This window comes from Pseudomonas sp. A34-9 (genome assembly GCF_029543085.1).
Taxonomy (GTDB): Bacteria; Pseudomonadota; Gammaproteobacteria; order Pseudomonadales; family Pseudomonadaceae; genus Aquipseudomonas.
The window spans coordinates 6,427,147-6,449,997 of sequence record NZ_CP119967.1 but is presented as its reverse complement, the minus strand read 5'-3'; the positions used below and the strand labels follow the sequence as shown (position 1 = coordinate 6,449,997).

19 protein-coding genes are annotated in these 22,851 nt (G+C 60.3%); 9 read left to right on the top strand and 10 right to left on the bottom strand.

The window, feature by feature from the left end:
- Positions 1–98 precede the first annotated feature (98 nt).
- From P3G59_RS29040 to P3G59_RS29030, 3 genes are all read left to right on the top strand, one after another.
- A complete protein-coding gene (locus tag P3G59_RS29040; RefSeq protein WP_277759898.1) occupies positions 99–998 on the top strand; it encodes a homocysteine S-methyltransferase family protein in 900 nt (299 codons plus the stop codon).
- A gap of 403 nt (positions 999–1,401) precedes the next feature.
- Positions 1,402–1,767, top strand: a complete 366-nt coding sequence (locus tag P3G59_RS29035) for a DUF6124 family protein (protein WP_277759897.1) — start codon at positions 1,402–1,404, stop codon at positions 1,765–1,767.
- A gap of 615 nt (positions 1,768–2,382) precedes the next feature.
- The gene (locus P3G59_RS29030; protein WP_277762217.1) at positions 2,383–2,661 is read left to right on the top strand and encodes a helix-turn-helix transcriptional regulator; all 279 of its coding nucleotides are present in this window, start codon (positions 2,383–2,385) and stop codon (positions 2,659–2,661) included.
- Between the two features lie 86 nt (positions 2,662–2,747).
- Here the strand turns inward: P3G59_RS29030 and P3G59_RS29025 are convergent, their stop codons facing one another.
- Genes P3G59_RS29025 through P3G59_RS29015 form a run of 3 tightly spaced genes read right to left on the bottom strand, consistent with a single transcriptional unit; the run spans position 2,748 to position 4,512 of the window.
- The gene (locus tag P3G59_RS29025; RefSeq protein WP_277759896.1) at positions 2,748–3,419 is read right to left on the bottom strand and encodes a GNAT family protein; all 672 of its coding nucleotides are present in this window, start codon (positions 3,417–3,419) and stop codon (positions 2,748–2,750) included.
- Positions 3,420–3,431: 12 nt separating this feature from the next.
- A complete protein-coding gene (locus P3G59_RS29020) occupies positions 3,432–3,878 on the bottom strand; it encodes a GNAT family N-acetyltransferase (RefSeq protein WP_277759895.1) in 447 nt (148 codons plus the stop codon).
- Between the two features lie 10 nt (positions 3,879–3,888).
- Positions 3,889–4,512, bottom strand: coding sequence for an FMN-binding negative transcriptional regulator (locus P3G59_RS29015; protein ID WP_277759894.1), 624 nt, complete (start codon positions 4,510–4,512; stop codon positions 3,889–3,891).
- 92 nt (positions 4,513–4,604) lie between these two features.
- On the opposite strand from P3G59_RS29015, the gene P3G59_RS29010 reads away from it, so the two are divergent.
- Complete coding sequence (locus P3G59_RS29010; RefSeq protein ID WP_277759893.1) at positions 4,605–6,158, top strand: PLP-dependent aminotransferase family protein; 1,554 nt, start codon at positions 4,605–4,607, stop codon at positions 6,156–6,158.
- On the opposite strand, the gene P3G59_RS29005 is transcribed toward P3G59_RS29010, so the two are convergent.
- From P3G59_RS29005 to aspA, 6 genes are all read right to left on the bottom strand, one after another.
- On the bottom strand, positions 6,115–10,710 hold the full coding sequence (locus tag P3G59_RS29005; RefSeq protein ID WP_277759892.1) for a DUF6543 domain-containing protein: 4,596 nt from the start codon (positions 10,708–10,710) through the stop codon (positions 6,115–6,117). The two genes, P3G59_RS29010 and P3G59_RS29005, sit on opposite strands and share 44 nt — an antisense overlap.
- A gap of 154 nt (positions 10,711–10,864) precedes the next feature.
- On the bottom strand, positions 10,865–11,890 hold the full coding sequence (locus tag P3G59_RS29000) for a histone deacetylase family protein (protein ID WP_277759891.1): 1,026 nt from the start codon (positions 11,888–11,890) through the stop codon (positions 10,865–10,867).
- 205 nt (positions 11,891–12,095) lie between these two features.
- The gene (locus tag P3G59_RS28995) at positions 12,096–13,088 is read right to left on the bottom strand and encodes an AraC family transcriptional regulator (RefSeq protein ID WP_277759890.1); all 993 of its coding nucleotides are present in this window, start codon (positions 13,086–13,088) and stop codon (positions 12,096–12,098) included.
- Between the two features lie 248 nt (positions 13,089–13,336).
- On the bottom strand, positions 13,337–14,341 hold the full coding sequence (locus P3G59_RS28990; protein WP_277759889.1) for an asparaginase: 1,005 nt from the start codon (positions 14,339–14,341) through the stop codon (positions 13,337–13,339).
- A 167-nt stretch (positions 14,342–14,508) separates the two neighbouring features.
- Positions 14,509–15,957, bottom strand: coding sequence for an alanine/glycine:cation symporter family protein (locus P3G59_RS28985; RefSeq protein ID WP_277759888.1), 1,449 nt, complete (start codon positions 15,955–15,957; stop codon positions 14,509–14,511).
- A gap of 486 nt (positions 15,958–16,443) precedes the next feature.
- Positions 16,444–17,868, bottom strand: coding sequence for an aspartate ammonia-lyase (gene aspA, locus P3G59_RS28980; RefSeq protein WP_053125149.1), 1,425 nt, complete (start codon positions 17,866–17,868; stop codon positions 16,444–16,446).
- A 180-nt stretch (positions 17,869–18,048) separates the two neighbouring features.
- Between aspA and P3G59_RS28975 the strand changes: the two genes are divergently transcribed.
- The 5 genes from P3G59_RS28975 to P3G59_RS28955 all read left to right on the top strand — a co-directional run bounded on the left by P3G59_RS28975 (position 18,049) and on the right by P3G59_RS28955 (position 21,818).
- Positions 18,049–18,957: a LysR substrate-binding domain-containing protein gene (locus P3G59_RS28975; RefSeq protein WP_093429621.1), complete on the top strand. Its 909-nt coding sequence runs from the start codon at positions 18,049–18,051 to the stop codon at positions 18,955–18,957.
- Positions 18,958–19,247: 290 nt separating this feature from the next.
- Positions 19,248–19,739 (top strand): 5-(carboxyamino)imidazole ribonucleotide mutase, encoded by a 492-nt coding sequence (purE, locus tag P3G59_RS28970; protein WP_007954291.1) that lies wholly within the window; start codon positions 19,248–19,250, stop codon positions 19,737–19,739.
- Positions 19,740–19,749: 10 nt separating this feature from the next.
- Positions 19,750–20,832, top strand: coding sequence for a 5-(carboxyamino)imidazole ribonucleotide synthase (locus P3G59_RS28965; RefSeq protein WP_047297318.1), 1,083 nt, complete (start codon positions 19,750–19,752; stop codon positions 20,830–20,832).
- 110 nt (positions 20,833–20,942) lie between these two features.
- Positions 20,943–21,188: a GlsB/YeaQ/YmgE family stress response membrane protein gene (locus P3G59_RS28960; RefSeq protein ID WP_003229635.1), complete on the top strand. Its 246-nt coding sequence runs from the start codon at positions 20,943–20,945 to the stop codon at positions 21,186–21,188.
- 93 nt (positions 21,189–21,281) lie between these two features.
- The gene (locus P3G59_RS28955; protein ID WP_008078784.1) at positions 21,282–21,818 is read left to right on the top strand and encodes a DUF3299 domain-containing protein; all 537 of its coding nucleotides are present in this window, start codon (positions 21,282–21,284) and stop codon (positions 21,816–21,818) included.
- 96 nt (positions 21,819–21,914) lie between these two features.
- Here the strand turns inward: P3G59_RS28955 and P3G59_RS28950 are convergent, their stop codons facing one another.
- Positions 21,915–22,814, bottom strand: a complete 900-nt coding sequence (locus P3G59_RS28950) for a D-hexose-6-phosphate mutarotase (protein ID WP_277759887.1) — start codon at positions 22,812–22,814, stop codon at positions 21,915–21,917.
- Positions 22,815–22,851: the final 37 nt, after the last annotated feature.

Sequence of the window (22,851 nt, the reverse complement as noted above, 5' to 3'; positions counted from 1 at the left end):
AAAAAAGAGGTTGTTATTAACCGAATGGTGCGTATTAAATAGTTATAAGAACGACTCTGATAGTGAGTTATTTTCATAAGCATATGAGTGAAAAGCATATGGGCGCAGCAAGCACGATTATTCTCGATGGCGGCATGGGCCGTGAACTGCAGCGCGCCGGTGCGCCATTTCGTCAGCCAGAGTGGTCGGCGCTGGCCTTGAGCGAAGCACCGCAAGCGGTCGAGGCGGTACACGCCGCTTATATCGTCAGTGGCGCCAATGTGATTACCACCAACAGTTATGCCGTGGTGCCGTTCCATATTGGCGAAGCGCGTTTTGCCGCTGAAGGGCAGGCGCTGGCAGCGTTGGCCGGTGAGCTGGCGCGACGTGCGGTGCACGCTTCGGGAAAATCCGTGCGTGTGGCCGGCTCATTGCCGCCGCTGTTCGGCTCCTATCGTCCGGATCTGTTCGAGGCCGCCCGAGTGACCGAGTTGCTGGCGCCCTTGGTCATCGGCCTGGCACCGCATGTTGATCTGTGGCTGGCGGAAACCCAGAGCTCGATCGTCGAGGCGCGCGCCATTCACGCCGGGCTGCCGCAGGACGGCAAGCCGTTCTGGCTGTCGTTTACCTTGAGGGACGAAGACACTGACGAAGTGCCGCGTTTGCGTTCCGGCGAACCGGTGACTGACGCGGCTGCGGTGGCCGCCGAGTTGGGCGTCGAGACGCTGCTGTTCAATTGCAGTCAGCCGGAAGTGATCGGCGCGGCGATTGATGCGGCGCGCGACACCTTCGAACGTCTGGGGGTGAAGATTCACATCGGCGCCTATGCCAATGCGTTTCCGCCGCAGCCCAAAGAGGCCACGGCCAATGACGGACTCGATCCGTTGCGTGAAGATCTCGATCCGCCGGGTTATCTGCATTGGGCGCTCGACTGGCAGCAGCGCGGCGCCAGTCATTTGGGTGGTTGCTGCGGGATCGGCCCGGAGCATATTGCGGTGCTGGCGCAGAAACTCGGTTAAGAGAAGAGGGCTGATACGACAGATAAATCGCCAATTATTCTTGCGCGGTAAACCTCTGTCGTCGCTCTTGTTTAAAGGCTGTTGGCTTTACGTCTTGCGACCTACAAAACCTTGCGTCGCTGCCTACGCATGCACCAGAATCCGCCAGCTTGTGCGCCCTGGGCGGGCTGCGTAACTTGATCGGGTCACTGATTCCCAGTGATCGGGTTTAGCAGCCCGGCTTCATTTCATTCCGGCCGTACAAGTCTCATCCAGTCAGGCATTTGCCTGCGCTCGATGGTGGCTGTGCGCATGGCATCTTCGGGTGCGCCGGGTTTCGGAATGACCGGTCTGCTAACTTGCGCATAGCCGCCACCCTATCGTTTAGCAGCGGGATGGTGCGGCCTTACAAAGGTACATTCCGATGTTCAAAGTAACGCCAAACCCGCCGATCCCCGATCCGGCATCCCCCTACGAATCGCCCGATTCAAAGAAATTTCACGAAGCCGCCGAGCGCGCCCTCGACCACTATCTCGGCCCATCGGCGGCCGACATCATGGCCGCGCCTTACAAGCCCAACACGCTGTACATGGCCAGTCCCGAGGCCGACAACGAGTCCTTGCTGGTAGATGCCAGTGAGACCCTCGGCTCGGCCACCGTCATTATCAACAACCATATCGCGCAGGTTGAAGGAACCCACCGCAAAACCCTGCAAGGCATCGCTCAAGTGGTGATGCTGGCAGAGCTGGCGGTCAATCGGGTGCTGGATAAGTTAGTGCCAACGACGTGATCAACGCGCTGGCGGCGCCTGCGCATGTGCCGCCAGCGCACTGGTTGGGAAATACGTTATTGATGCTTGATTGAATTGGCATACGTCATGGCATATCTGCATTTTGTTGCAGACGAGCTTATAAACTTATACAAAATATGCACTATATTGCATTTGTAGCTGCAAGATTCTTCGCAAAAATGCATTTAAATGCAGGTGAAAAAGCTCATGTACAACCTGACATTACAGATTTTCACGGCGGGGCGATGGCATGACGCGATGAATCTGAGTTTCGCTGACCCCGAAAAGGGTTTCGAAAGTCGCTGCGATTTCGGTTATCAAACCACTTACCTCGTCGATAACTTCGACGAGATAGGGTCACCGTTCTCAAAGGCTGTGAGTGCACGGTGTCCGTTGGATTGGGATAGCCGGCGATCGAATGTGCCAGCCTTCATTCATGACATCGTTCCCTTTGGCTGGCGCGCCGGATTCATTCGAGCGCCTGCGTCTGGATGCACAACGCCTCGCGGCCCTTCCCGATATTTTGACCGAGAGTGGCCTGCCGGACCGAACCATGAATCACCCAGGCATCGCATTGAAAAATCTGGAGCAGCGATTGAAAGAGTGGGATCTGAAATGAGCCTGACCGTTGCCGAACGCACTGTGCTTATTGAAAACATACGGGAAGCGCTGGCCCAGGGAACGCTTGAGATCGGCGAAGCCGTTCGCCGCTTACGTGTAGAAGTGACGGGGTTGCATCAAACCCAGTTCGCGAAAATGTGCAAAATCTCGGTTCGTACCCTGGTGCACATCGAGCACGGTGAAGGTAATCAGACGCTGAAGTCGTTGAACGCCGTGTTCCGTCCGTTTGGGATGAAAATGGGCGTGGTTAGAGTACGGCGGGATATCAGCTGAAGATCAAAAGATCGCAGCCTGCGGCAGCTCCTACATTTAACCTGTGTAGGAGCTGCCGCAGGCTGCGATCTTTTGCTTTTAAGGGTTTAGCTTCGGCACTCGACCAAGCCTTTCACCTGCCCGGTCGGTGTCTGGTTTTCATCACTCAACCATTGCTCGAACCCTGCCGCAATCGCCGGCCATTCTCCATCCAGAATCGAGTACCACGCGGTATCGCGGTTCTGCCCCTTGACCACCATGTGCTGGCGGAACACGCCTTCAAAACTGAAGCCCAAACGCTCGGCCGCGTATTTGGAGCGGGCGTTGCCGTTGTTGCACTTCCATTCCAGGCGACGATAGCCCAGCTCGAAGGCGTATTTGCCCAGCAGATAAACCGCCTCGGTGCTTTTCGGCGAGCGCTGCATCGGTGCGCCGAAGGTGACGTGGCCGATTTCGATGCGACCCTGAGCAGGGACGATCGACATCAGGCTGAGGATGCCTTGCACCTGGCCGCTGGCGCGGTCGATGACGCTGAAGAAATACGGGTCGCTGCTGGCGGCGTGATTGTTCAGCCAGTCATTGAACACACTGCGCTCCGGGAACGGGCCGTAGGGCAAATAATCCCAGAGTTTCGGGTCGGCGCCGGGGCCTTGCAGGGCGTTGAACAGCTCGTCGGCGTGGCGCGCCGGGTCGAGTCTTTCCAGGCGGATGAAACGGCCTTCGAGCAGCGTGGTCGTGGGGGCGGGGACGCCTTTCCAGTCGGCAAGTGAAGCGGTCATGAGCGTCTCTCCTTAAAGGGCTTGGCGAAACTGGATGAACCCCGGGCGCTCGGCAATGCGCTCGTAGAGCTGGATCGCGGCGGCGTTGGTCTCGTGGGTCAGCCAATGGACTTTGCAGCAGCCGTCGGCCTTGGCCGTGGCGTAGACGTGTTCGATCAGCAGACGGCCAACGCCGCTGCCGCGAGTGTGTTCCTCGACCAGCAAATCTTGCAGGTAGCAGGAGTTTTCGATGCTCCAGTTCGAGCGATGGTAGATGTAATGCACCAGGCCCACGGCTTTACCGTCGGCCCACGCCAAGGCCGCGTGGGTTGGCTCGCCCGGGTCGAGAAAACGCTGCCAGGTACTTTCCGTCACCGCTTGCGGCAGTTCGGTATTGTAGAAACGCAGGTACGCCTGCCACAGCGGCAGCCACGCGGCGTGGTCGTCGGCGCTGACCTGGCGAATGTCGATCTGACTCATGGTGATTTCCTTAGCGCATCAATCGGGCGAGGGTTTGATCATTGATTTGCGGGCTGGCCGCCAGGCCTTCGCGCACGCCGGCAATGTCTTCGGCGCTGCGGTTCTGGCTGAGTTTGCGTTTGCCTTCGAGCCGGTCGATGGGAATGGCAAAACCGACGATGGCCTTGAGCATGCCGTCGATGTAATCGGCGGGCGCGTCGTCGACTGACCACGGTTGCACGCGACCGGCCTCATGGCGGTTGGTGAGGGTGCTGACGATGTCGAGCAGCCTTCCACCATCGCTGAAGGTTTCGGCGTGGCCATAGGCATGCACGGCGATGTAGTTCCAGGTAGGCACGACTTTGCCGTGCTCGGCCTTGCTCGGGTAAAAGCCCGGGCTGATGTAGGCATCGGCGCCGGCGAAGATCAGCATGGCTTCGGCGCCGTCGCGCAGGTCTTTCCACTGTGGGTTGGCACGGGCCAGGTGTCCGTAGAGCGTGCCGTACTCGCCTTGTTCGCAATGCAGCAGCACCGGCACATGGCTGGCCTGCAAGCCACTTTCGCCGTGGCTCACCAGAATGGCGAGGCGGGTAGCAAGGATCAGTTCGTGCAGTTGGGAGAGGTCTTCGATGGCAAAGGCGCGAGGTGTGTACATGGACAAATTTTCCTTGGCGAATGCCTGCATCGTAGGCAGGCTATTGGTCTGTTGTAAGAGCCATTGATGACCAATTTCATAGGTCCATTGCCATGCCCGATTCGCCAACGTTGTCCATGCCATTCAACCCTGCCGGTATCGAGCTTGATCGCCGCCAGGGCTTGAGTCGTCAGCTTTATCAGGCATTGCGCCTGCGTGTGCTGGATGGGCGGCTGGCGAGTGGTACGCGGTTGCCGGCCAGTCGCGATCTGTCGGCGGCGTTGGGAATCTCCCGCAACAGCGTGGTGCGCGCCTACGATCAACTGTATGCCGAAGGCTTTATTGAAGGGCGGGTAGGGGATGGCACCTACGTCGCACAACTGATGCCGGTAGCCGCTTCGCCGAAGAAACTATCCACAAAAGTATCCACAGGGTTTTCAACAGGCTTACCCACAGCCTTATCCACAAATTGGCTGGATTTACCTGTGATTCCATCCAGTAAAGTTATCCACAGCGATAATTTTTCGCGCATCGAAAAGAACCATTTGGCCCGCCCACCGAGTGGTCCGCCGCGAGCATTCAGGGTGGGTGTTCCGGCGTTTGATCTGTTCCCGTTCGAGGTGTGGGCCAAGCTGAATGCGGCTTTCTGGCGTAAACCGGATCTGGAGCAACTGTGTTACGGCGATCCGTCCGGCGATGCGCGCCTGCGTGCAATGATCGCTGCCTATTTGCGCAGTTCGCGCGGCATGCAGTGTTCACCTGAGCAAATTGTGATCACCAGCGGCGCACAGCAAGGCATTAGCCTTTGTGCACAGTTGCTGGTGGAGCCGGGCGACGGTGTGGCGATTGAGAATCCTGGCTACCGCGCGGCCGGTCATGCGTTCGCCGTGGCGGGCGCTCGTTTGCACGGCATTGCCGTGGACGAAGAGGGCATGGATTGCTCGGCGCTCTCGGCCACCGGGGATTGTCGCGTGGCGTATGTGACGCCCTCACATCAGTACCCGACCGGCGTGGTGATGAGCCTGGCGCGACGCCTCGAACTGCTAGCCTGGGCCGAGCGCTGCCAAGGCTGGATCGTCGAGGACGACTACGACGGCGAATACCGTTACACCGGCGCGCCGCTGGCACCGTTGGCGGCACTCGATCGACAGGGCCGCGTGCTGTATGTCGGCACGTTCGGCAAGGTCGCGTTTCCGGCGCTGCGCCTTGGGTATTTGGTTTTGCCGCCGGGGCTGGTGGATGCGTTCTCGCAACGCCGGGCTGTGGATGTCCGGCATTCCGAGGTGAGTACGCAAGCAGTCATGGCCGAATTCATGGCCGCCGGGCATTTCCAGCGGCATATCCGGCGCATGCGCCGCGCCGCCCTGCGCCGGCGCAATGCCTTGCTCGACGGCTGGCCGAGCGCCATTGCCGGCGTCGGCGATTTGCCTGCGGTCTCGGCCGGACTGCACTTGACCGTGGCGGTTGACAGCATCGAGCGCGAGCGGCAATTGATCGAACAAGCCGCCCGCGCCGACGTGGAGATCAACGGCTTGAGCAGTTACTGGCTGCCGGATTCGTCGACGCCGCTGGCGCAGCGTGCCGGACTGGTCCTGGGCTTCGCCGCCGTACCTGAGCCGGCGATCAAAGCGGCGCTGACTCGGTTGCGCCAGGCGTGGCAGGTGTGAGAAACAGCGATCGCGCAGAACTGTCGGAAATACCGCTGCGATGGATTTCGATCAGCGCCTGATTACTCAGAAAACGCGGCTCATAGGCCCCTCCCATGCGTCGCTGAGCCACGGTTTTCATATGCCCGACAGGAAATGGCGCGACGGGGGCTTTCACGCTGCTGTAGTGAAAATGTGCGTAGCACACGACCTTGTTGTTGTGAGCGTCGCGGATTTCGTACTCGTCGAGAAAACCGAGGTCCGCACCTTTGAGCCGGCGTCGAGTCACGGTTTGTAAGATCTTCACTTCGCCTTGGTCTTTCAGCCACTGAACGCCAGCCGCGGTCGGTGGCTGTTGCTTGACCAGCATGACGCGGGTGCTGGTGCCTTTTTCCTCAAGGGAGTTGGCGGCCTCGTCAAGCTTGTGGCCGAGCTCCTCGGTCGGCTTCTTGAGGTCGGCGGTCAGATTGCTGGTAGTCAATGCTTCATCGATCGCCGCGTTGGCTTCGCGCAAGGCAGCGGCATGCTTGTGATAGTCCTCCTCAACTTCGACAGGAATGCGCCGCCCCCGTTTTAGCTGGGCCTCCATACGGCTGTGGAATGCGTCCAACCCGTCGATCAGGGCCTGACCTTCACGAATGCTGGTATTGAGGGAGGCACTGGCCTTGGGCGGTTTGGGTTTTGCCGTGCGTTGTTCGACCCAGACACCGGGTGACTCTTCCTCGAATGTTGCGATGACTCCTTTCAGGGGGCTCCGTACTTCCACCACGTCGGAGTTTTGACCTTTGATGCGCTTTTTCCGGACACCGACCACCGTGCCCCTGGATTTGGTCTTGATGATCTGGCGCGTCGATGATCCCGGCTTCGAAGGACCCGGTGTCGGTTCCAGCAGATGCTTGTAACGCAGCAGCTCGGCCAGCTTGGTATCCGTGCGCGCCTTGAACCCGATCACTCGTTTGCGCACATTTTCCAGTCGCTCGGTGTAAATCTGCTCGGGATAGTCGATGAGCAGATCGCCCAAGCGTTGATCAACGGTGGAAAGCTGTTCGGCGACGTTGCTCAAGCCATCCGTACGTTCGCGCAGGTTGTCCAGGCTTTCATCGGCGGTCAGATTCAACGTGCTCTGGATGCTCAGCGCCGCGTCTTCGATGAGACTGGCAAGCGCCTTATAGGCGTTGGCCGCAGTCGCTGTTTCACCGGCCTTGATGCAGATCTCCTGGCCGAGACTGATCTGCAACAGTTTGAGGTCGTTCAAATCATATTCGGGCAGTGCCTTGCGATAGGTGTGAACCACTTCGACCGCTTTTTTTCCCAACAACTTCAATTCATCGAAACGCGTTTCGGCCAACTCTGTTTTTTCAATGATGGCCTGAATCTGATCAGTCATTTCTTCAAAAATCTGAATAAATGACCGCTGTGCGAAACCGGCTTCGTCGGCAAGCATCGCCTGCATGGTTTTCAAGTTGGCTTTGAGCTCTGTGGAGTGAATCTCAAGCCATTCCTGCCCAAGAAACAACTGCATCTCCAGTCGCTGAATCATCACTTCCCGATAGTTGGGGATGGGTTGTTTTTGATGCAGCGCCTTGATCTGTTCGATGCTCGTACCGTAGGCCTGGCGCTGGGAGTCGAGCGTCGCCAGATACTGCTGGCGTGCCTGAACCCGGGCTTCCGGCAGCGCGCCTGTTAACGCGTCGTGATCGGCGTCACGTTGCACCGTCTTGTCTTGCATCGTGGCGTCGAAAGCGCTGATTTCTGCGGTCAGTTGTACGGCGTCCATTTTATTGGCGTCCTGAACCTCCTGATGAGCGATGTCGAGTCCACCGCCCCGCAGGCGCAATCGAAGGTCGATCACCCATTGACCGTTGGCGGTGCGGGTCAGCACCGGTCCGTTACGTGACGGTTGCTGGCGTGAGTCGATGATCTGCACTTCGGCGTGTTCATTGATGGTGACTTCGAACCAGCGCCTGCCCACGGGGGCGAACCATTGTTTCTGACGGGGATAGAGGTGTCTGTGCGTGCCCTCGCTGGCGACATCGCCGATGCCTTTGGGTTTGGCGATCTGAAAACTGTCGAGCAGCGCGGCCAGTGCGACGGGCGAGCGCTTCAGTGCAGTGAAGGGGTTGACCACTGTCTCATGGGTAATGGGCAGTGCAGTGCTGGTGACGTCCGGCAACTGCACCGGTTTGCTGGCGACGATGTCGGGTTTGACCGTCGGTGCGGGTTCTTCCTGCGGGATCGACTCGCTGATTGGCTGGTCGCCAACCGCTGCGCGATGGGCGAGGACCATGCCCAACGCCAGAAGAATGTCGGCCAGTGCGGTCCAGGCGATCTTGCCGGATTGCTCATTGGCGACGTCGCTGATCTCTTGCAGATCGTCCATGATCTGCCAGATCCACGCCGCTGTACCGACGCTGCGTCCCAGGAATGGCAATGCCGCATTGAACATCACCCAGCCGCCGTGTTTGAGCGTCGCCCAACGTGCTTCTGCGTCGGAGACCGACTGGCGATCAGCCTGGGTAATGACCGCCTGCACGTTGCTGTCATGCAGCGTCCCCAGTACATCGTATTCAATCATCGCAGTCGCCAGGGCGACGGGGCCGGACATGTCGAGGGCGGTGAAAGGGTTCACCAGCGATTGCGGGATCGTCCAGACCGAAGGCAGTCGGGCGGTGAAGACGAACTGGCTGTAGTTGAAGCGCACATCGTCCGGCAACCAGGCCAGCACCGACTCGCGCAGATGTTGTGAATGCTGGATTTCGTACAGCAGATTGGTGTGGGAGGGGAACTGCATCAGCGCCATTTCGAACAGTGGCCGGTAAAGCACGCACGGTCCTTTAGCCACTTCACGCGGGCCGATAACGAACATGTTGTTGACGGTGTCCGCCTGTGAACGGCTGCGATGGGCCATGAACGCCAGCGGACGAATGACAATTTCTTCGCGATCAACATGGCGTTCAGCGTCGGTGTTGGCCAATGCGGCAACGACATAGCGGTAACCCTGCTCGGTAATGCCGGCCTTGCCTTGTATCTTGTGTTGCAACGCCAGCAACGGCAGCTCGATGGGCAATTGGCTGGTGTATAGCGCTTGCAGCGCCGCTGCCTGCTCGCTGTCGTCGACCAGCAGGTTTTGCAGGTGCGCCGGGTAGGTCTTGCCGATATCGACGCTGCTCACCAGTTGTTCCACGTAGCTTGCGGTCAGCCACACAGGCAGCGCGCTGCCATCCTTGTAACGGACGGTTTTATTGCCAATCGGCAGCCCCGCGAGGTTCTGCAGGGCGAGTTCAATGAGCGACAACGTCTGGGTCTGTGTATTGCCCGGCAAGACAAACGTGCCCCACACCACCAGGCTGGTGATGCTGATTTCGATGTCATCGATCTTCACTTCGCCGGCCAGCGGATGATCCTTGAGCATCTGTTTTTTCAAGGCATCACGGGTGAAAGCTTGCAGGCCGATGACTTCGCTCTGGAAGGATTTCCCCTTGTTCGTATGCTGCACCGTAGTCAGGTCCAGCAAATGCCGGCTGTATCGGGTTTGATCGGCGGGGGCAGCGTTGTCGAGCCAGTCGGGCAGCATCGGGCGCAGACGGTCGATATGGGGTTTGAGGCGCGGTGTCGGTTCACGAGGATTGCCAACAGTCCCGGTGTGCGGGTAAAGCTCGCTGGCGTTCGAGCCCTGGAAAAAATTGATCGCACCCAACGCTTCGGCCTCCAGCGCGATCAGCGTGCAGGCTTGATAGTCGAAGAAATTGCCTTGGGGTTCGACCAGGCGCCACTTCAGTCCGGCACCGGAGGCGCCTTTCCAATAACGATTCGGCAGGGCTTCACCGAGTTTTTCCAGCGACTCGAAGTGCTCGAACCCCTGAATCACCGAGTGGGTCATGATCAAGGTGCGCTTGCCGCTGGTGCCGATCAGTACGGCGGTATCGAGCAGGGTCACGTGGGTCTGGTCATCACCTTCGCCGCGGTCCAGATCGATCAGGCAGGCGCGTGTCTGGTATTTGTCGGTGGGCAGCCGCTGGTTTTTGTCCGGATGCGTGTAGACCGCCTCGACCATGGCGCGCTGGTCGGCATCCCAGTCAGTGTTCGCGTCGGCCTTCCACAAGTTTTGCAAAGCCTGTGACAGCTGCTGCCAGCGCGGTTGTCCCGGGTAGGTGAATTCGTCCCAGTAATTGACATGGTGTTCCTTGTAGGCGACGAACAGCAGCGGTGCCAGCTCATTGAGCAGTTTGCCGATCGCGCTGATTTTCACTGGCAGCTGGATGGCTGAGGGCAAGTCGGGCTGTAAAGTCAGATAATGTTCACCGTCGAGATACGCCACCGTGGTACCGGAGAGGCCCAGGCGGACCAGCGTGTCCGTCAGCGATTCGATCAGGTGGCGACCGGGGACGACTTGATCACCTTCGACGACCCAGGTCGGTCTCACGACCATGGCCGACTGCGGGTCGAGATCGATCTCCGGGTACAGCGTCTTGAGGGCCGGTTGCAGTGTTTTCGAGGCAACTTCTTGGATCGAAGGGCCGGTCACCAGTTGCGTCACGACATCGACGGCGCTGGGCGAGGGGATTTCGGGCATGGGCAACTCCTGCTCTGATGGGCGCGCCGAAAGGGCGGCGGTTGCGGGCAAGGTAGAGGCGGGCTGCGGGGCGCGTGCGGTACATAAATATTGCAGGCGAAAAAAGACCCGCGTGGGGCGGGTCGGTTTTTTTACAGGTGCGACGGGTGCCTGGTTATTGTTCAAATCCCTCTAGCACGTTCACCGCATTGATGCCGATTTCCTCCACCGCGTAACCGCCCTCCATGACGAACAGCGTCGGTTTGCCGAGTGCGGCGATGCGCTTGCCCATCGCCAGATAGTCCGGGCTGTCGAGTTTGAACTGCGAAATCGGGTCGTCCTTGAACGTATCGACGCCGAGCGACACGACAATGACGTCGGCACCGTAACGGTCGATTTCATCGCAGGCCTGATCCAGCGCCGCACTCCACACGTCCCAGCCGGAGCCTGCGGGCAATGGATAGTTGAAGTTGAAACCTTCACCGGCACCTTCGCCACGCTCATCGTCGTAACCGAGAAAGAACGGGAATTCCGCTTCCGGGTGGCCGTGGATCGAGGTGAACAGCACGTCGCTGCGCGCATAGAAAATCGACTGCGTGCCGTTGCCGTGGTGATAGTCGACGTCGAGGATCGCGACCTTCTTGTGGCCCTGATCGAGGAACGCCTGCGCGGCGATGGCGGCGTTGTTGAGGTAGCAATAACCGCCCATCAAATCGCTGGCGGCGTGGTGTCCCGGTGGGCGGCACAGGGCGAAGGCACCGCGCGCGCCACGCTGGATTTGCGCTTGAGCCGTCAGGGCAACCTGCGCCGCGCTGTAGGCCGCTTGCCATGTACCGGCGGTGATCGGTGCGCCGCCGTCGAAGCTGTAATAACCGAGCTGACCATGCAGGCTGGTCGGTTTGATTGCCCGCAGGGTGCGCGCCGGCCAGGTGTAGGGCAGCAGATCGCCGTCGGTGTTGTGTTCAGTCCAGCGATCCCATGCGCCTTTGAAAAAATCGAGATAGTCGTGGCTGTGGATGCGGGCGATCGGCTCCAGACCGAAATCCCTGGGTGCCTCGACCGGGCCGAGGTTCTGGTTTTTTACGCGCTGCAGCACATGGTCGGCGCGCGACGGCATCTCGAAGCAAGGCTTGAGCTGGCCATCGATGAGTTCGCAGCGGCCATGGTGCAGGTGGTGATCGTCCGAGTAGATCGTCAGCATTTGTTGTTCTCCGCAGGGCTGATTCGGTTGCCCCCAGTGTTGCGGCGCGGATCGAATCGGAGAACGGCAGGAAAGGCCAAAAGGGGATCGATATGGCCAAAAATCATGACCGCAATTCGCCCCTTTAAAATCAAAAGATCGCAGCGTTCGGCAGCTCCTGCACCGATCCCTGTAGGAGCTGCCGAAGGCTGCGATCTTTTGATCTTCAGGCCCTGAACTGGCTCGGCGCCACGCCGCTCCAGCGCACAAAGGCATGGCGGAAGCTCGCGGTCTCGCTAAAGCCCAGCGTTTCGGCGATGCGGTAGATCGGCAATTGATCCTCACACAACATCTGCTTGGCCCGCTCGAAACGCAGCTCATCGAGCAGTTCCTGATAGCTGCTGCCCATGTCTTTCAAATGCCGGCGCAAGGTGCGCGGCGAACACTTCATCTGCTGCGCCAGACCTTCCAGTCCCGGCGCAGCATTCAGTTGCGCGCTGAGCAACTGGCGAATCCGCCCCAGCCACGCCTGACGCCCGGTGAACTCAAGATTCTGCTTCCGGCACCGCTCGGCCATGGCTTGGTGGGTGATGGCATCCGCCAACGGCAGTGGCTGGTCGAGCCAATGCCGATCGAAGGCAAAGGCGTTGTCCTTGGCGGCGAAGTGCAGGGGCGAGTTGAAGTGTTCGGCGTAGCTGTCGCGATAGTCCGGCGCGCCGTGCTCGAACCGCGTCGCGCGCAAGGGCAGCGGATGCCCGAGCAAGTCATCGCAAATGACTTTCAGCGACACCAGGCAGAACTCGGCGTTGAACACCGCCATCGCCGGGCACTCGCGATAATCGGCAGCGACGAACCAGACGCGCTCGCCGTCGTCTTCCAGACTCAGTTCGAAAAGTGTTCCCAGCAACGCCGGATAACGGATCGCCAGGCGCAAAGCGTCACCGAAGGTGGCACAAGTCAGCAAGGCGTAACCGAGGATGCCGTAGCAGGACACGTGCATGCGCCGGCCCAGTTCCAGACCGATATCGTGCTTGAGCGCGACCGCGTTGGCGCAGACCTGCATCTCCTGATTGGTGGTGATCCGGGTGTCGGCACGGTTCAGATCTGCCGCACTGATGCCGCTGCCGGCCAGCAACGCTTCGCTCGACAGGCCTTCCGCCTTGAAGGTGTTGAGGATCAGCGATACGGCGTTGAGGGTGGTGAGGTGGGAGTGCAGCATAAGATCTTCCAGCCTGGGGATGACTGGAGCGCAGCAAGTTGCATGCCGCATCAGCCCCTCACCCCAGCCCTCTCCCAAAGGGAGAGGGGGCCGATCGGGGGATATTGGAGAGATACGCCGACGTGAAAAAACTTTGCCGAATCCACAATCGACACCTTCTTTCAGGTCGGCGTATAGCGCAAGACACTAAGGTCAGTCCCCTCTCCCTCTGGGAGAGGGTTAGGGTGAGGGCCAATCCGGAGCCATGCTCAGATCAGCTCACCACACAAATCCAGCTCTACCAGTCGACGGACTTCGTCTGTCGCCAGGCCGGCACCGAGCAGCCCATTCAACTTGCCAAATGCCGCCTCGCGAGTCATGCCGCCACCTGACAACACGCCAACACCGCGCAAACGACTGCCAGCCTCGTACACATCCAGCTCCACACCGCCTTCATGGCACTGCGTGACCGCGACCACCACCACACCGTCGTCCCGCGCGCGGCCGAGGCTGGCGAGAAACTCAGGGTTGTCGCTCGGTCCGGTGCCGCTGCCGTAGCACTCCAGCACCAGACCTTGAATGCCGCCGTCGAGCAGGCCGTCGACAATCCCGGCGCTGATACCCGGGAACAACGGCAGCACGGCGACTTTGGCCAGTTGTTTCGGTTGGTTGTAGTTCAACGACGCTGGAATCGAAGGGGCTTTGGCACCGCCGCTCTGACGCTCCAGACGCTTGAACGGATGACGGCCGAAGCTGCGCACTTTCGCGCAACGGGTCGGCGCCAGCAGTTCGCCGTGGAAGTACAAGTGCACGCCCGGCGCCAGGCCCTGGCCGAGAGCAACCAGTGCGCCGCTGAGGTTTTCCCAGGCATCGCTGTCGGTGACGCCCGCCGGCAGCATGGAACCGGTGAAGCACACGCGAGCATTCAGCCCCAGAAACTGGAAGCTCATCGCCGCCGCGCTGTAGGCCAGGGTGTCGGTGCCGTGCAGGATCAGCACGCTGTCGCAGCCTTGCACGTCCACGGCATCAACCACCGCTTCACGCAGCTGCTGCCAATAGGCCGGGGTCATGTTGGCGCTGTCGATCAGCGGCGACATTTCCCGGAAGCGCCACTGCGGTACAACAAGTTCAGGCTGGCTCTGCAGGTAGTCGCGCATCCGCGCTTCGAAGCCGGACGCCGGGGCCAGACCATTGGCGCTTGCCTGCATGCCGATGGTGCCACCGGTGTAGAGCACCATGACGTGCTGGGCGGCGGGGTAGGTCGACGAATTCATGGGGATTCTCCGAAAGATGAGGTCCTGTGGGAGCGAGCTTGCTCGCGAAAGCGGTGTGTCAGTCAGTGTATGTATCAACTGAATGACTGCATTCGCGAGCAAGCTCGCTCCCACAGTTTTCCGAACTGTAACTGACGGGCGCAGGGGATGCGCCCGTCATTCACCTGTCAGCGTTGCGCTGCAGGCACGCCTTGCGGCTCGGCTTCGGTCTTGCCGACAACATCCGCCGGGTTGGCCGGCCAGGCTTTCAGGTCCAGGTCCAGATCGGCAAATTTGCTCGAGTCGAACACGGGCTGTTTGACGCCGGCGCGGCGCTGCCCGTCGTAGTCGCGCATCACGCGCATGCCGACCTTGAACAGCATGGCCAGGGCCACCAGGTTGACGAAGGCCAGGCAGGTCATGGTGATGTCGGCGAAGGCGAACACGGTCGACAGGTCCTGCATCGAACCCCAGACCACCAGCGCCAGCACCAGGCCGCGGAAAATCATCAGCGCGGCGCGGTTGCGGGTGAGGAACTGCAAGCTGTTCTCGCCCAGGTAGTAGTTGTAGAGGATGCAGGTGAAGACGAACAGCGACAGCGCGACGCTGACGAACATGCGACCCCAGTCACCGACCACAGCGGCCAGCGAGTTCTGGGTCAGGACGATGCCGTCACCTTCGAAGCCCGGGGTGTAGAAGCCCGACAGCAGGATCAGCAGCGCGGTGCAGGTGCAGATCACGAAGGTGTCGAGGAACACGCTGAAAGCCTGGACCACGCCTTGCGCGCCCGGATGCTTCACGGCGGCCACGGCAGCGACGTTCGGCGCACTGCCCAGACCCGCTTCGTTGGCAAACACGCCACGCTTCACGCCCATGACGATGGCGCTGCCGAGCAGGCCGCCGAACGCCGGGTCGAGGCCGAAGGCGCTCTTGAAGATGGTTTCCAGCATGGCGGGCACGTGCTCGATCTGGGTGCCGATCACGTACAGAGTTACGCCGATATAGGCCAGGGTCTTGATCGGTACCAGCAGGTCAGACACCGAGGCGATGCGCTTGATGCCGCCGATGAAGGTGATGGCCAGCAGCACCGCCAGGACGATACCGGTGTGTTGTGGGTTGAAGTCAAACGCGTTCTGCAGCGAGTGGGTCACGGTGTAGGACTGCAGGCCAATGAAGGCAAATCCGTAGGTGACCAGCAGCAGGATGGAGAACACCACCGCCATGCCTTTGAGCTTCAGGCCGTGCTGGATGTAGTAGGCCGGGCCACCTCGGTACAAGCCATCGCCATCGGCGCGCTTGTAGACCTGGGCCAGGGTGCATTCGAAGAAGCTGCTGGACATGCCGACCAGTGCGGTCACCCACATCCAGAACACTGCACCCGGACCACCGAGGGTCACGGCGATGCCGACACCGGCGATGTTGCCTGCACCGACACGGCCGGCAAGGCTGAGCATCAGGGCCTGGAACGAGCTGAGTTGCCCGGCGCTGCCCTTGAGGCTGTCGCGGAACACCGCGAACATGTGGAAGAAGTGACGCAATTGAACGAAACGCGAGCGAATCGTGAAGTAGCTACCGAGCCCGACAATGAGCACGATCAGTACTTTCCCTGAGAGGAAGTCGTTAATGACTTCGAGCATGGATTTTTCCTCGCTGTTTTTTGTGTGAGCAAATGCTGGAAGGTCGGAAACATCGCGTTACACCGGTTTGCGCGCGGCACAACAGGTGAGGCGAGGGTTTCGTCGCGGATCCATTTCGCGGGTTTGTTATTAGTTCGGGTTTCGCATGGGTTATGGCCTCGTTACCGACGACCGCTCACGCGAAGAGGGGCGGCACTATACCGATCAGTGGCGCGCCCGTCTGCACGGTAGTGGTGCAAGCGACGAAACGAGGGTGCTGCAAGATCAAAAGATCGCAGCCTTCGGCAGCTCCTACAGGGGGACATCGATCATGTAGGAGCTGCCGAAGGCTGCGATCTTGGCGGTATCAGATACACAAAACATTTAACGTCCTGCCCGCAAAGAAGTTAAAAAAAAGGGCTTGGGGACTAAATCCCCAAGCCCTCAAAAGGTGAGAGGTGTCTAGTCCCTCGACCTGGTGAGCGGTGCTACCAGTAACGTGTCGGTTCAGCCTTTAAGCGGAACCAGACGCGGAGCAATCATGTTTTCCGGGCGCAGGATGTCGGCGAGCATGGCTTCGTCGAGCAGGCCTTCTTCGCGCACCAGTTCCAGCACGCCGCGGCCGCTTTCAAGGGCGAGGCCGGCGATACGGGTGGCGTTTTTGTAGCCGATGTACGGGTTCAGTGCGGTGACCAGACCGATCGAGTGCTCGACCAGTTCACGGCAGCGCGCTTCGTTGGCGGTGATGCCGACGATGCAGTGCTCGCGCAGCATGTCCATGGCGCGTTGCAGCAGGCGGATCGAGTCGAAGATCTTGAAAGCGATCAAAGGCTCCATCACGTTCAGTTGCAGTTGGCCGCCTTCGGCTGCCATGGTCAGCGCCAGATCGTTACCGATGACCTGGAACGCTACCTGGTTAACGGCTTCCGGGATCACCGGGTTGACCTTGCCGGGCATGATCGAGCTGCCTGGCTGACGCGCTGGCAGGTTGATTTCGTTGATGCCGGTGCGTGGGCCGCTGGACAGCAGGCGCAGGTCGTTGCAGATCTTCGACAGCTTGACCGCGGTGCGCTTGAGCATGCCGGAGAACAGCACGAAGGCGCCCATGTCGGAAGTCGCTTCGATCAGGTCGGCGGCTGGAACCAGCGGTTGACCGCTGATCAGTGCCAGACGCTGAACCGCCAGCGCTTGATAACGCGGGTCGGCGTTGATGCCGGTACCGATCGCGGTGCCGCCCAGGTTCACTTCAGTCAGCAGTTCCGGGGCCAGCGTCTTCAGACGGGCCAGGTCTTCGCCCATGGTGGTGGCGAAGGCACGGAATTCTTGACCGAGGGTCATCGGTACAGCGTCTTGCAACTGGGTACGGCCCATTTTCAGGACGTGATCGAATTCTTTGCCCTTGGCCGCGAACGCCTGAATCAGGCTGTCGAGGCTGGCCAGCAAGGTGTCGTGACCGAGTAGCAGGCCCAGGCGGATCGCCGTCGGGTAAGCGTCGTTGGTCGACTGCGCCATGTTGACGTCGTCGTTCGGGTGCAGGTACTGGTACTCGCCTTTCTGGTGACCCATTGCTTCCAGAGCAATGTTGGCGATCACTTCGTTGGCGTTCATGTTGGTGGAAGTACCGGCGCCACCTTGAATCATGTCGACCACGAACTCTTCGTGGTAATCACCGCGGATCAATCGGGCACAGGCTTCGCTGATGGCAGCGTGCTTGGCTTCGCTCAGGTGACCCAACTCGCGGTTGGCGTCAGCAGCGGCCTGTTTGACCATTGCCAGACCGACAACCAGTTTCGGGTAATGCGAAATCGGAACGCCGGAGAGACGGAAGTTATTCACCGCTCGCAGGGTCTGGATGCCGTAATACGCTTGAGCCGGTACTTCGAGGGCGCCAAGCAGGTCGTTTTCTGTGCGGAAAGATGCAGCGGAGGACATGATAGAAATCATCTCGATATGGACCCGGTCTGTGCCGGAACGCTGCGAATGCTAGGCTTGTGGGAATTTTTGGGCCAATGCTGTTCAGCACTGCCCTATGCACATTCGGCATAATGCCCATGTGACGCCGCCTGCGCGGCAGACGTGTGACCTGTTTTGGTGCGTGTCCGGGAGGACGTGATGAATCTGGAAAGCAAATGGCTCGAGGACTTCAGTGCTCTGGCCGCCACCCGCAGCTTCTCGCAGGCGGCCGAACGACGCTTCGTTACCCAGCCGGCCTTCAGCCGACGGATCCGCAGTCTGGAGGCTGCGCTGGGGCTGACGCTGGTCAACCGTTCGCGCACGCCGATCGAACTGACGGCGGCGGGGCAGTTGTTTCTGGTGACCGCGCGCACCGTGGTTGAACAGCTGGGTGAAGTGCTGCGTCATCTACATCATCTGGAAGGCGGGCAGGGTGAGGTGATGCAAGTGGCTGCGGCTCACTCGCTGGCACTGGGTTTCTTCCCGCGCTGGATTGCGCAGTTGCGTAATGAAGGGCTGAACATTGCCACGCGGCTGGTCGCGACCAACGTCGGCGATGCGGTGCATGCGTTGCGCGAGGGTGGCTGCGACCTGATGCTGGCGTTCTACGACCCGGACGCGGCGATGCAGATGGACCCGGAAATTTTTCCGTCGCTGCATTTGGGCCAGACCGAGATGTTGCCGGTGTGCGCGGCGGATGCCGAGGGCAAGCCGTTGTTCGATCTCGAAGGGGATGCGAGCGTGCCATTGCTGGCCTACAGCGCCGGGGCGTTTCTCGGACGTTCGGTGAATGGATTGCTGCGTCAGCGGCAGCTGCGGTTCACCACCATTTACGAAACCGCGATGGCTGACAGCCTCAAGAGCATGGCGCTGGAAGGCCTCGGCATTGCCTGGGTGCCGCAATTGAGCGTGCGAGCGGAACTGGCGCGCGGCGAACTGGTGGTCTGCGGCGGCCCGCAATGGCACGTGCCGCTGGAGATTCGTCTGTATCGCTGCGCACTGGTGCGCAAGGCCAACGTGCGCCTGTTGTGGCGCAAGCTTGAGGGCGGTGCTGCACAAGCTTCCTGAAAAGATCGCAGCCTTCGGCAGCTCCTACATTGGAATGCATATCCCTGTAGGAGCTGCCGAAGGCTGCGATCTTTTGATCTTTTTGGCTGACCTTAAAGTCAATAAAACCGGGCCTTTCGCTCATTTGACAGATGGTCGTTTCGGGGGCTGTTTATTGCTTTCTTTGCGGTATACTGCGCGGCCTTCGGCCGGCACGTCCGGCCATTTTTCGTACAATCAAGCCACGCAACCTGCGTGGCTTGTTGTTTTATGACGCGCCTGCGGGCGCTCCAGAGAGAAGAGGCGCGACGATGAGTGCACTGGTTGGCGTGATCATGGGCTCCAAGTCCGATTGGTCCACCCTTAGCCACACCGCCGATATGCTGGAAAAGCTCGGCATCCCGTACGAGGTCAAGGTGGTCTCTGCCCACCGTACCCCGGATCTGCTGTTCCAGTACGCCGAAGAGGCTGAAGGCCGTGGCATCGAGGTGATTATCGCCGGTGCCGGTGGCGCAGCTCACTTGCCAGGCATGTGTGCGGCCAAGACCCACCTGCCGGTGCTGGGCGTGCCCGTGCAGTCGGCCATGCTCTCGGGCGTCGACTCGTTGCTGTCGATCGTGCAGATGCCCGCCGGCATTCCGGTCGCCACCCTGGCCATCGGCAAGGCCGGCGCGATCAACGCCGCCCTGCTCTCGGCGAGCATCCTCGGCGCCAAGCATCCGCAGTTCCACGCGGTACTGAAAACCTTCCGTGCCGAGCAGACAGACAGCGTCCTGGACAATCCAGACCCACGTATTGCCTGAGGTTGTTGAGATGAAGATCGGTGTAATCGGTGGCGGCCAGTTGGGTCGCATGTTGGCCCTGGCGGGCACCCCGCTGGGCATGAACTTCGCTTTCCTCGACCCTGCGCCGGACGCTTGCGCCGCCGCGCTGGGCGAACACCTGCGGGCCGATTACGGCGATCAGGATCATCTGCGCCAACTGGCCGATGAAGTCGATCTGGTGACCTTCGAGTTCGAAAGCGTCCCGGCCGAAACCGTGGCATTCCTGTCGCAATTCGTCCCGGTCTACCCGAGCGCTGAAGCCTTGCGCATCGCTCGCGATCGCTGGTTCGAAAAGAGCATGTTCAAGGATCTGGGAATCCCGACCCCGGCCTTCGCCGACATTCAATCGCAAGCCGATCTGGACGCTGCTGTCGCGTCGATCGGTCTGCCGGCCGTGCTGAAAACCCGCACCCTGGGTTATGACGGCAAGGGCCAGAAAGTCCTGCGCAAGCCGGAAGATGTGGTCGGCACCTTCGCCGAACTGGGCAGCGTGGCCTGCCTGCTGGAAGGCTTCGTGCCGTTCACCGGTGAAGTGTCGCTGATCGCCGTGCGTGCCCGCGATGGTGAAACCAGGTTCTATCCGCTGGTGCACAACACCCACGACAGCGGCATCCTCAAGCTGTCCGTGGCCAGCACCGATCACCCGTTGCAGGCGCTGGCCGAAGATTACTCGAGCCGTGTGCTCAAGCAACTCGACTACGTTGGCGTGATGGCGTTCGAGTTCTTTGAAGTCGACGGTGGCTTGAAAGCCAACGAAATCGCCCCGCGCGTGCACAACTCCGGGCACTGGACCACCGAAGGCGCCGAGTGCAGCCAGTTCGAAAACCACCTGCGCGCCGTTGCCGGCCTGCCGCTGGGTTCGACGGCCAAGGTCGGCGAGAGCGCGATGCTCAACTTCATCGGCGTGGTTCCGCCGGTAGAGAAAGTCATCGCCATCGAAGACTGCCACTTGCATCACTACGGCAAGGCTTTCAAGGCCGGGCGCAAGGTTGGCCACGCCAATCTGCGTTGCGCCGACATGGCCACGCTGCAGGCGCAGATCGTCAAGGTCGAAGCGCTGATCGCCGAGTAACGACAGTTTCATGTGGCAGCGGCGGAACCATTCAGGGGCCGCCGTTCTCTCATGGCAGGATGCCAAAGTCTGACTAGGCTTCGCATATCTACTACTGAGAGGGAATTGCCATGGGAATTATCGGAACCATCTTTATCGGCTTGATCGTCGGCCTGCTGGCGCGGTTCCTGAAACCGGGCGATGACAGCATGGGCTGGATCATGACCATCCTGCTCGGTATCGGCGGTTCGCTGGCAGCCACCTACGGCGGCCAGGCCCTGGGCATCTATCAAGCTGGTCAGGGCGCAGGCTTCATCGGCGCACTGGTCGGCGCGATCGTGTTGCTGGTGATCTACGGCCTGATCAAAAAGAACTGATCCAAAGCGACAAAGCCCTCTCTGCCAACGTGACCGGGAGGGCTAGAATGCTCGGCGATTGACTGTTCCTTCCTTTCTTTACCGAGCACCTTCATGCGCCGTCTTCTGTTGACTCTCCTTTTCCTGGGCAGCGGTTTGGCCCACGCCGGCGAACTGCCGGAAACCGACTGGCTCGAACTGATGCCCAAGTCGGACCAAAAGGCCCTCGAGGCCATGCCTGAAATCGACCACAACTCCCCGGAAGCCACCGGCACCTTCACCGAGAAGGGCGGGATGAAGCAGGCCAAAGGTCTGCCGGCGGTAATGTATTCGACCAAAACCGTGGCATCGATGAATGACAAGCACATCCGCATCGGCGGTTATCCGGTGCCGCTGGAGTCCGACGCCAAGGGCCGCAGCACGCTGTTCTTCCTCGTGCCGTATCCGGGCGCCTGCATCCACGTGCCGCCACCGCCGCCGAATCAACTGGTGCTGGTGCGTTATCCGAAGGGTTTGAAGCTGGATGACATCTACACGCCGCTGTGGGTGACCGGCACGCTGAAGGTCGAGAAGGTCAGCAATGATCTGGCTGACGCGGCGTATGCGCTGGACGCCGACAAAGTGCGGGTGGTGCAGGAATCGGATCTCTAAAGCAACGATCGTCCGAACGCGGCCCGAGCCTTCGGCAGCTCCTACATTGGAATGCATTTCCCTGTAGGAGCTGCCGAAGGCTGCGATCTTTTGATCTTAAAGCGGTTTGCTGGCGACGCTGACACCCATGGTATGGCTCGCACCCGGCGCCAAAGTCACCACATCATCCATCACATTCGCCGTCTCGATGCAGAGCATGCGCTGCCAGCCATCGTTGGCCATGTCGCTGAGCGCCGCTGCGCGGTCGATCCACGGGTTCCAGATCACTGCCGTGCGTGAACCGGTCGCGGTCAACACGATGCGCCGCTCCCAGGTCGGATCGACGATGCTCAGTTGTGGCGGAGCATCGAGGTAAATGCGGTCGGTCTCACCGGCGAAATGCAGATCGCCTTGCTGACTTTTGGTTTTCCACTCATCCAGCGTCTCGATGTAATTCAAGCCATCGACACCCTCGACATGCACATGGCGCACATCACTGACCGCGAAATACGTGTGCAGCGCCTGACTCAGGCTGACGGTGTCATTGCCCCGGTTATGGCTGGTCAGGCTGAAGCTCAGTTGTTCGGACAAATGCAGGGTCAGGGTCAGATCCACCTGATGTGGCCAGCCCGGCAGGCCCCCGTCGGGGTAAGGCAGTTTGAACTCGACCTTGACGCCATGTTCTTCGGCTTCGATGCCACCCAGCTCCCAATCCATCGCCCGCACCAGGCCGTGCGCCGGGGCCGGCTCGTCGCTGACGCGCATCGCTTTCACACTCTGCGGATTGCGCTCGAAGATGCCGAACCACGGCCAGCACACCGGCACGCCGGCGCGAATGCTCTTGCCGGTCTTGAACAGCGCCTTGTCGTTGAGCCAGATGATCGGCGGCTGCCCATCAATCTGATAACTGAGGATGTGCGCGCCTTGCTGGGCGACCAGCACCTCGGCCTGACCGTGGCGGATGCGCCAGCAGTTCAGTTCATCCAGTTTCACCGCTTCAACGTTGGGCGTGTTCATGGGACAGCTCTCGATCAGACACTTGGGACGATTATCG

What these genes read in the sequence shown, in the direction of transcription:
- P3G59_RS29035 (WP_277759897.1), top strand. Translation starts at nt 1,402, where the DNA reads ATGTTCAAAGTAACGCCAAACCCGCCGATCCCCGATCCGGCATCCCCC.
- P3G59_RS28995 (WP_277759890.1), bottom strand. Translation starts at nt 13,088, where the DNA reads ATGCTGCACTCCCACCTCACCACCCTCAACGCCGTATCGCTGATCCTC.
- aspA (WP_053125149.1), bottom strand. Translation starts at nt 17,868, where the DNA reads ATGTCCTCCGCTGCATCTTTCCGCACAGAAAACGACCTGCTTGGCGCC.
- P3G59_RS29010 (WP_277759893.1), top strand. Translation starts at nt 4,605, where the DNA reads ATGCCCGATTCGCCAACGTTGTCCATGCCATTCAACCCTGCCGGTATC.
- P3G59_RS29015 (WP_277759894.1), bottom strand. Translation starts at nt 4,512, where the DNA reads ATGTACACACCTCGCGCCTTTGCCATCGAAGACCTCTCCCAACTGCAC.
- P3G59_RS28975 (WP_093429621.1), top strand. Translation starts at nt 18,049, where the DNA reads ATGAATCTGGAAAGCAAATGGCTCGAGGACTTCAGTGCTCTGGCCGCC.
- purE (WP_007954291.1), top strand. Translation starts at nt 19,248, where the DNA reads ATGAGTGCACTGGTTGGCGTGATCATGGGCTCCAAGTCCGATTGGTCC.
- P3G59_RS28990 (WP_277759889.1), bottom strand. Translation starts at nt 14,341, where the DNA reads ATGAATTCGTCGACCTACCCCGCCGCCCAGCACGTCATGGTGCTCTAC.
- P3G59_RS28960 (WP_003229635.1), top strand. Translation starts at nt 20,943, where the DNA reads ATGGGAATTATCGGAACCATCTTTATCGGCTTGATCGTCGGCCTGCTG.
- P3G59_RS29005 (WP_277759892.1), bottom strand. Translation starts at nt 10,710, where the DNA reads ATGCCCGAAATCCCCTCGCCCAGCGCCGTCGATGTCGTGACGCAACTG.
- P3G59_RS29000 (WP_277759891.1), bottom strand. Translation starts at nt 11,890, where the DNA reads ATGCTGACGATCTACTCGGACGATCACCACCTGCACCATGGCCGCTGC.
- P3G59_RS28965 (WP_047297318.1), top strand. Translation starts at nt 19,750, where the DNA reads ATGAAGATCGGTGTAATCGGTGGCGGCCAGTTGGGTCGCATGTTGGCC.
- P3G59_RS29030 (WP_277762217.1), top strand. Translation starts at nt 2,383, where the DNA reads ATGAGCCTGACCGTTGCCGAACGCACTGTGCTTATTGAAAACATACGG.
- P3G59_RS29020 (WP_277759895.1), bottom strand. Translation starts at nt 3,878, where the DNA reads ATGAGTCAGATCGACATTCGCCAGGTCAGCGCCGACGACCACGCCGCG.
- P3G59_RS28950 (WP_277759887.1), bottom strand. Translation starts at nt 22,814, where the DNA reads ATGAACACGCCCAACGTTGAAGCGGTGAAACTGGATGAACTGAACTGC.
- P3G59_RS29040 (WP_277759898.1), top strand. Translation starts at nt 99, where the DNA reads ATGGGCGCAGCAAGCACGATTATTCTCGATGGCGGCATGGGCCGTGAA.
- P3G59_RS28985 (WP_277759888.1), bottom strand. Translation starts at nt 15,957, where the DNA reads ATGCTCGAAGTCATTAACGACTTCCTCTCAGGGAAAGTACTGATCGTG.
- P3G59_RS29025 (WP_277759896.1), bottom strand. Translation starts at nt 3,419, where the DNA reads ATGACCGCTTCACTTGCCGACTGGAAAGGCGTCCCCGCCCCCACGACC.
- P3G59_RS28955 (WP_008078784.1), top strand. Translation starts at nt 21,282, where the DNA reads ATGCGCCGTCTTCTGTTGACTCTCCTTTTCCTGGGCAGCGGTTTGGCC.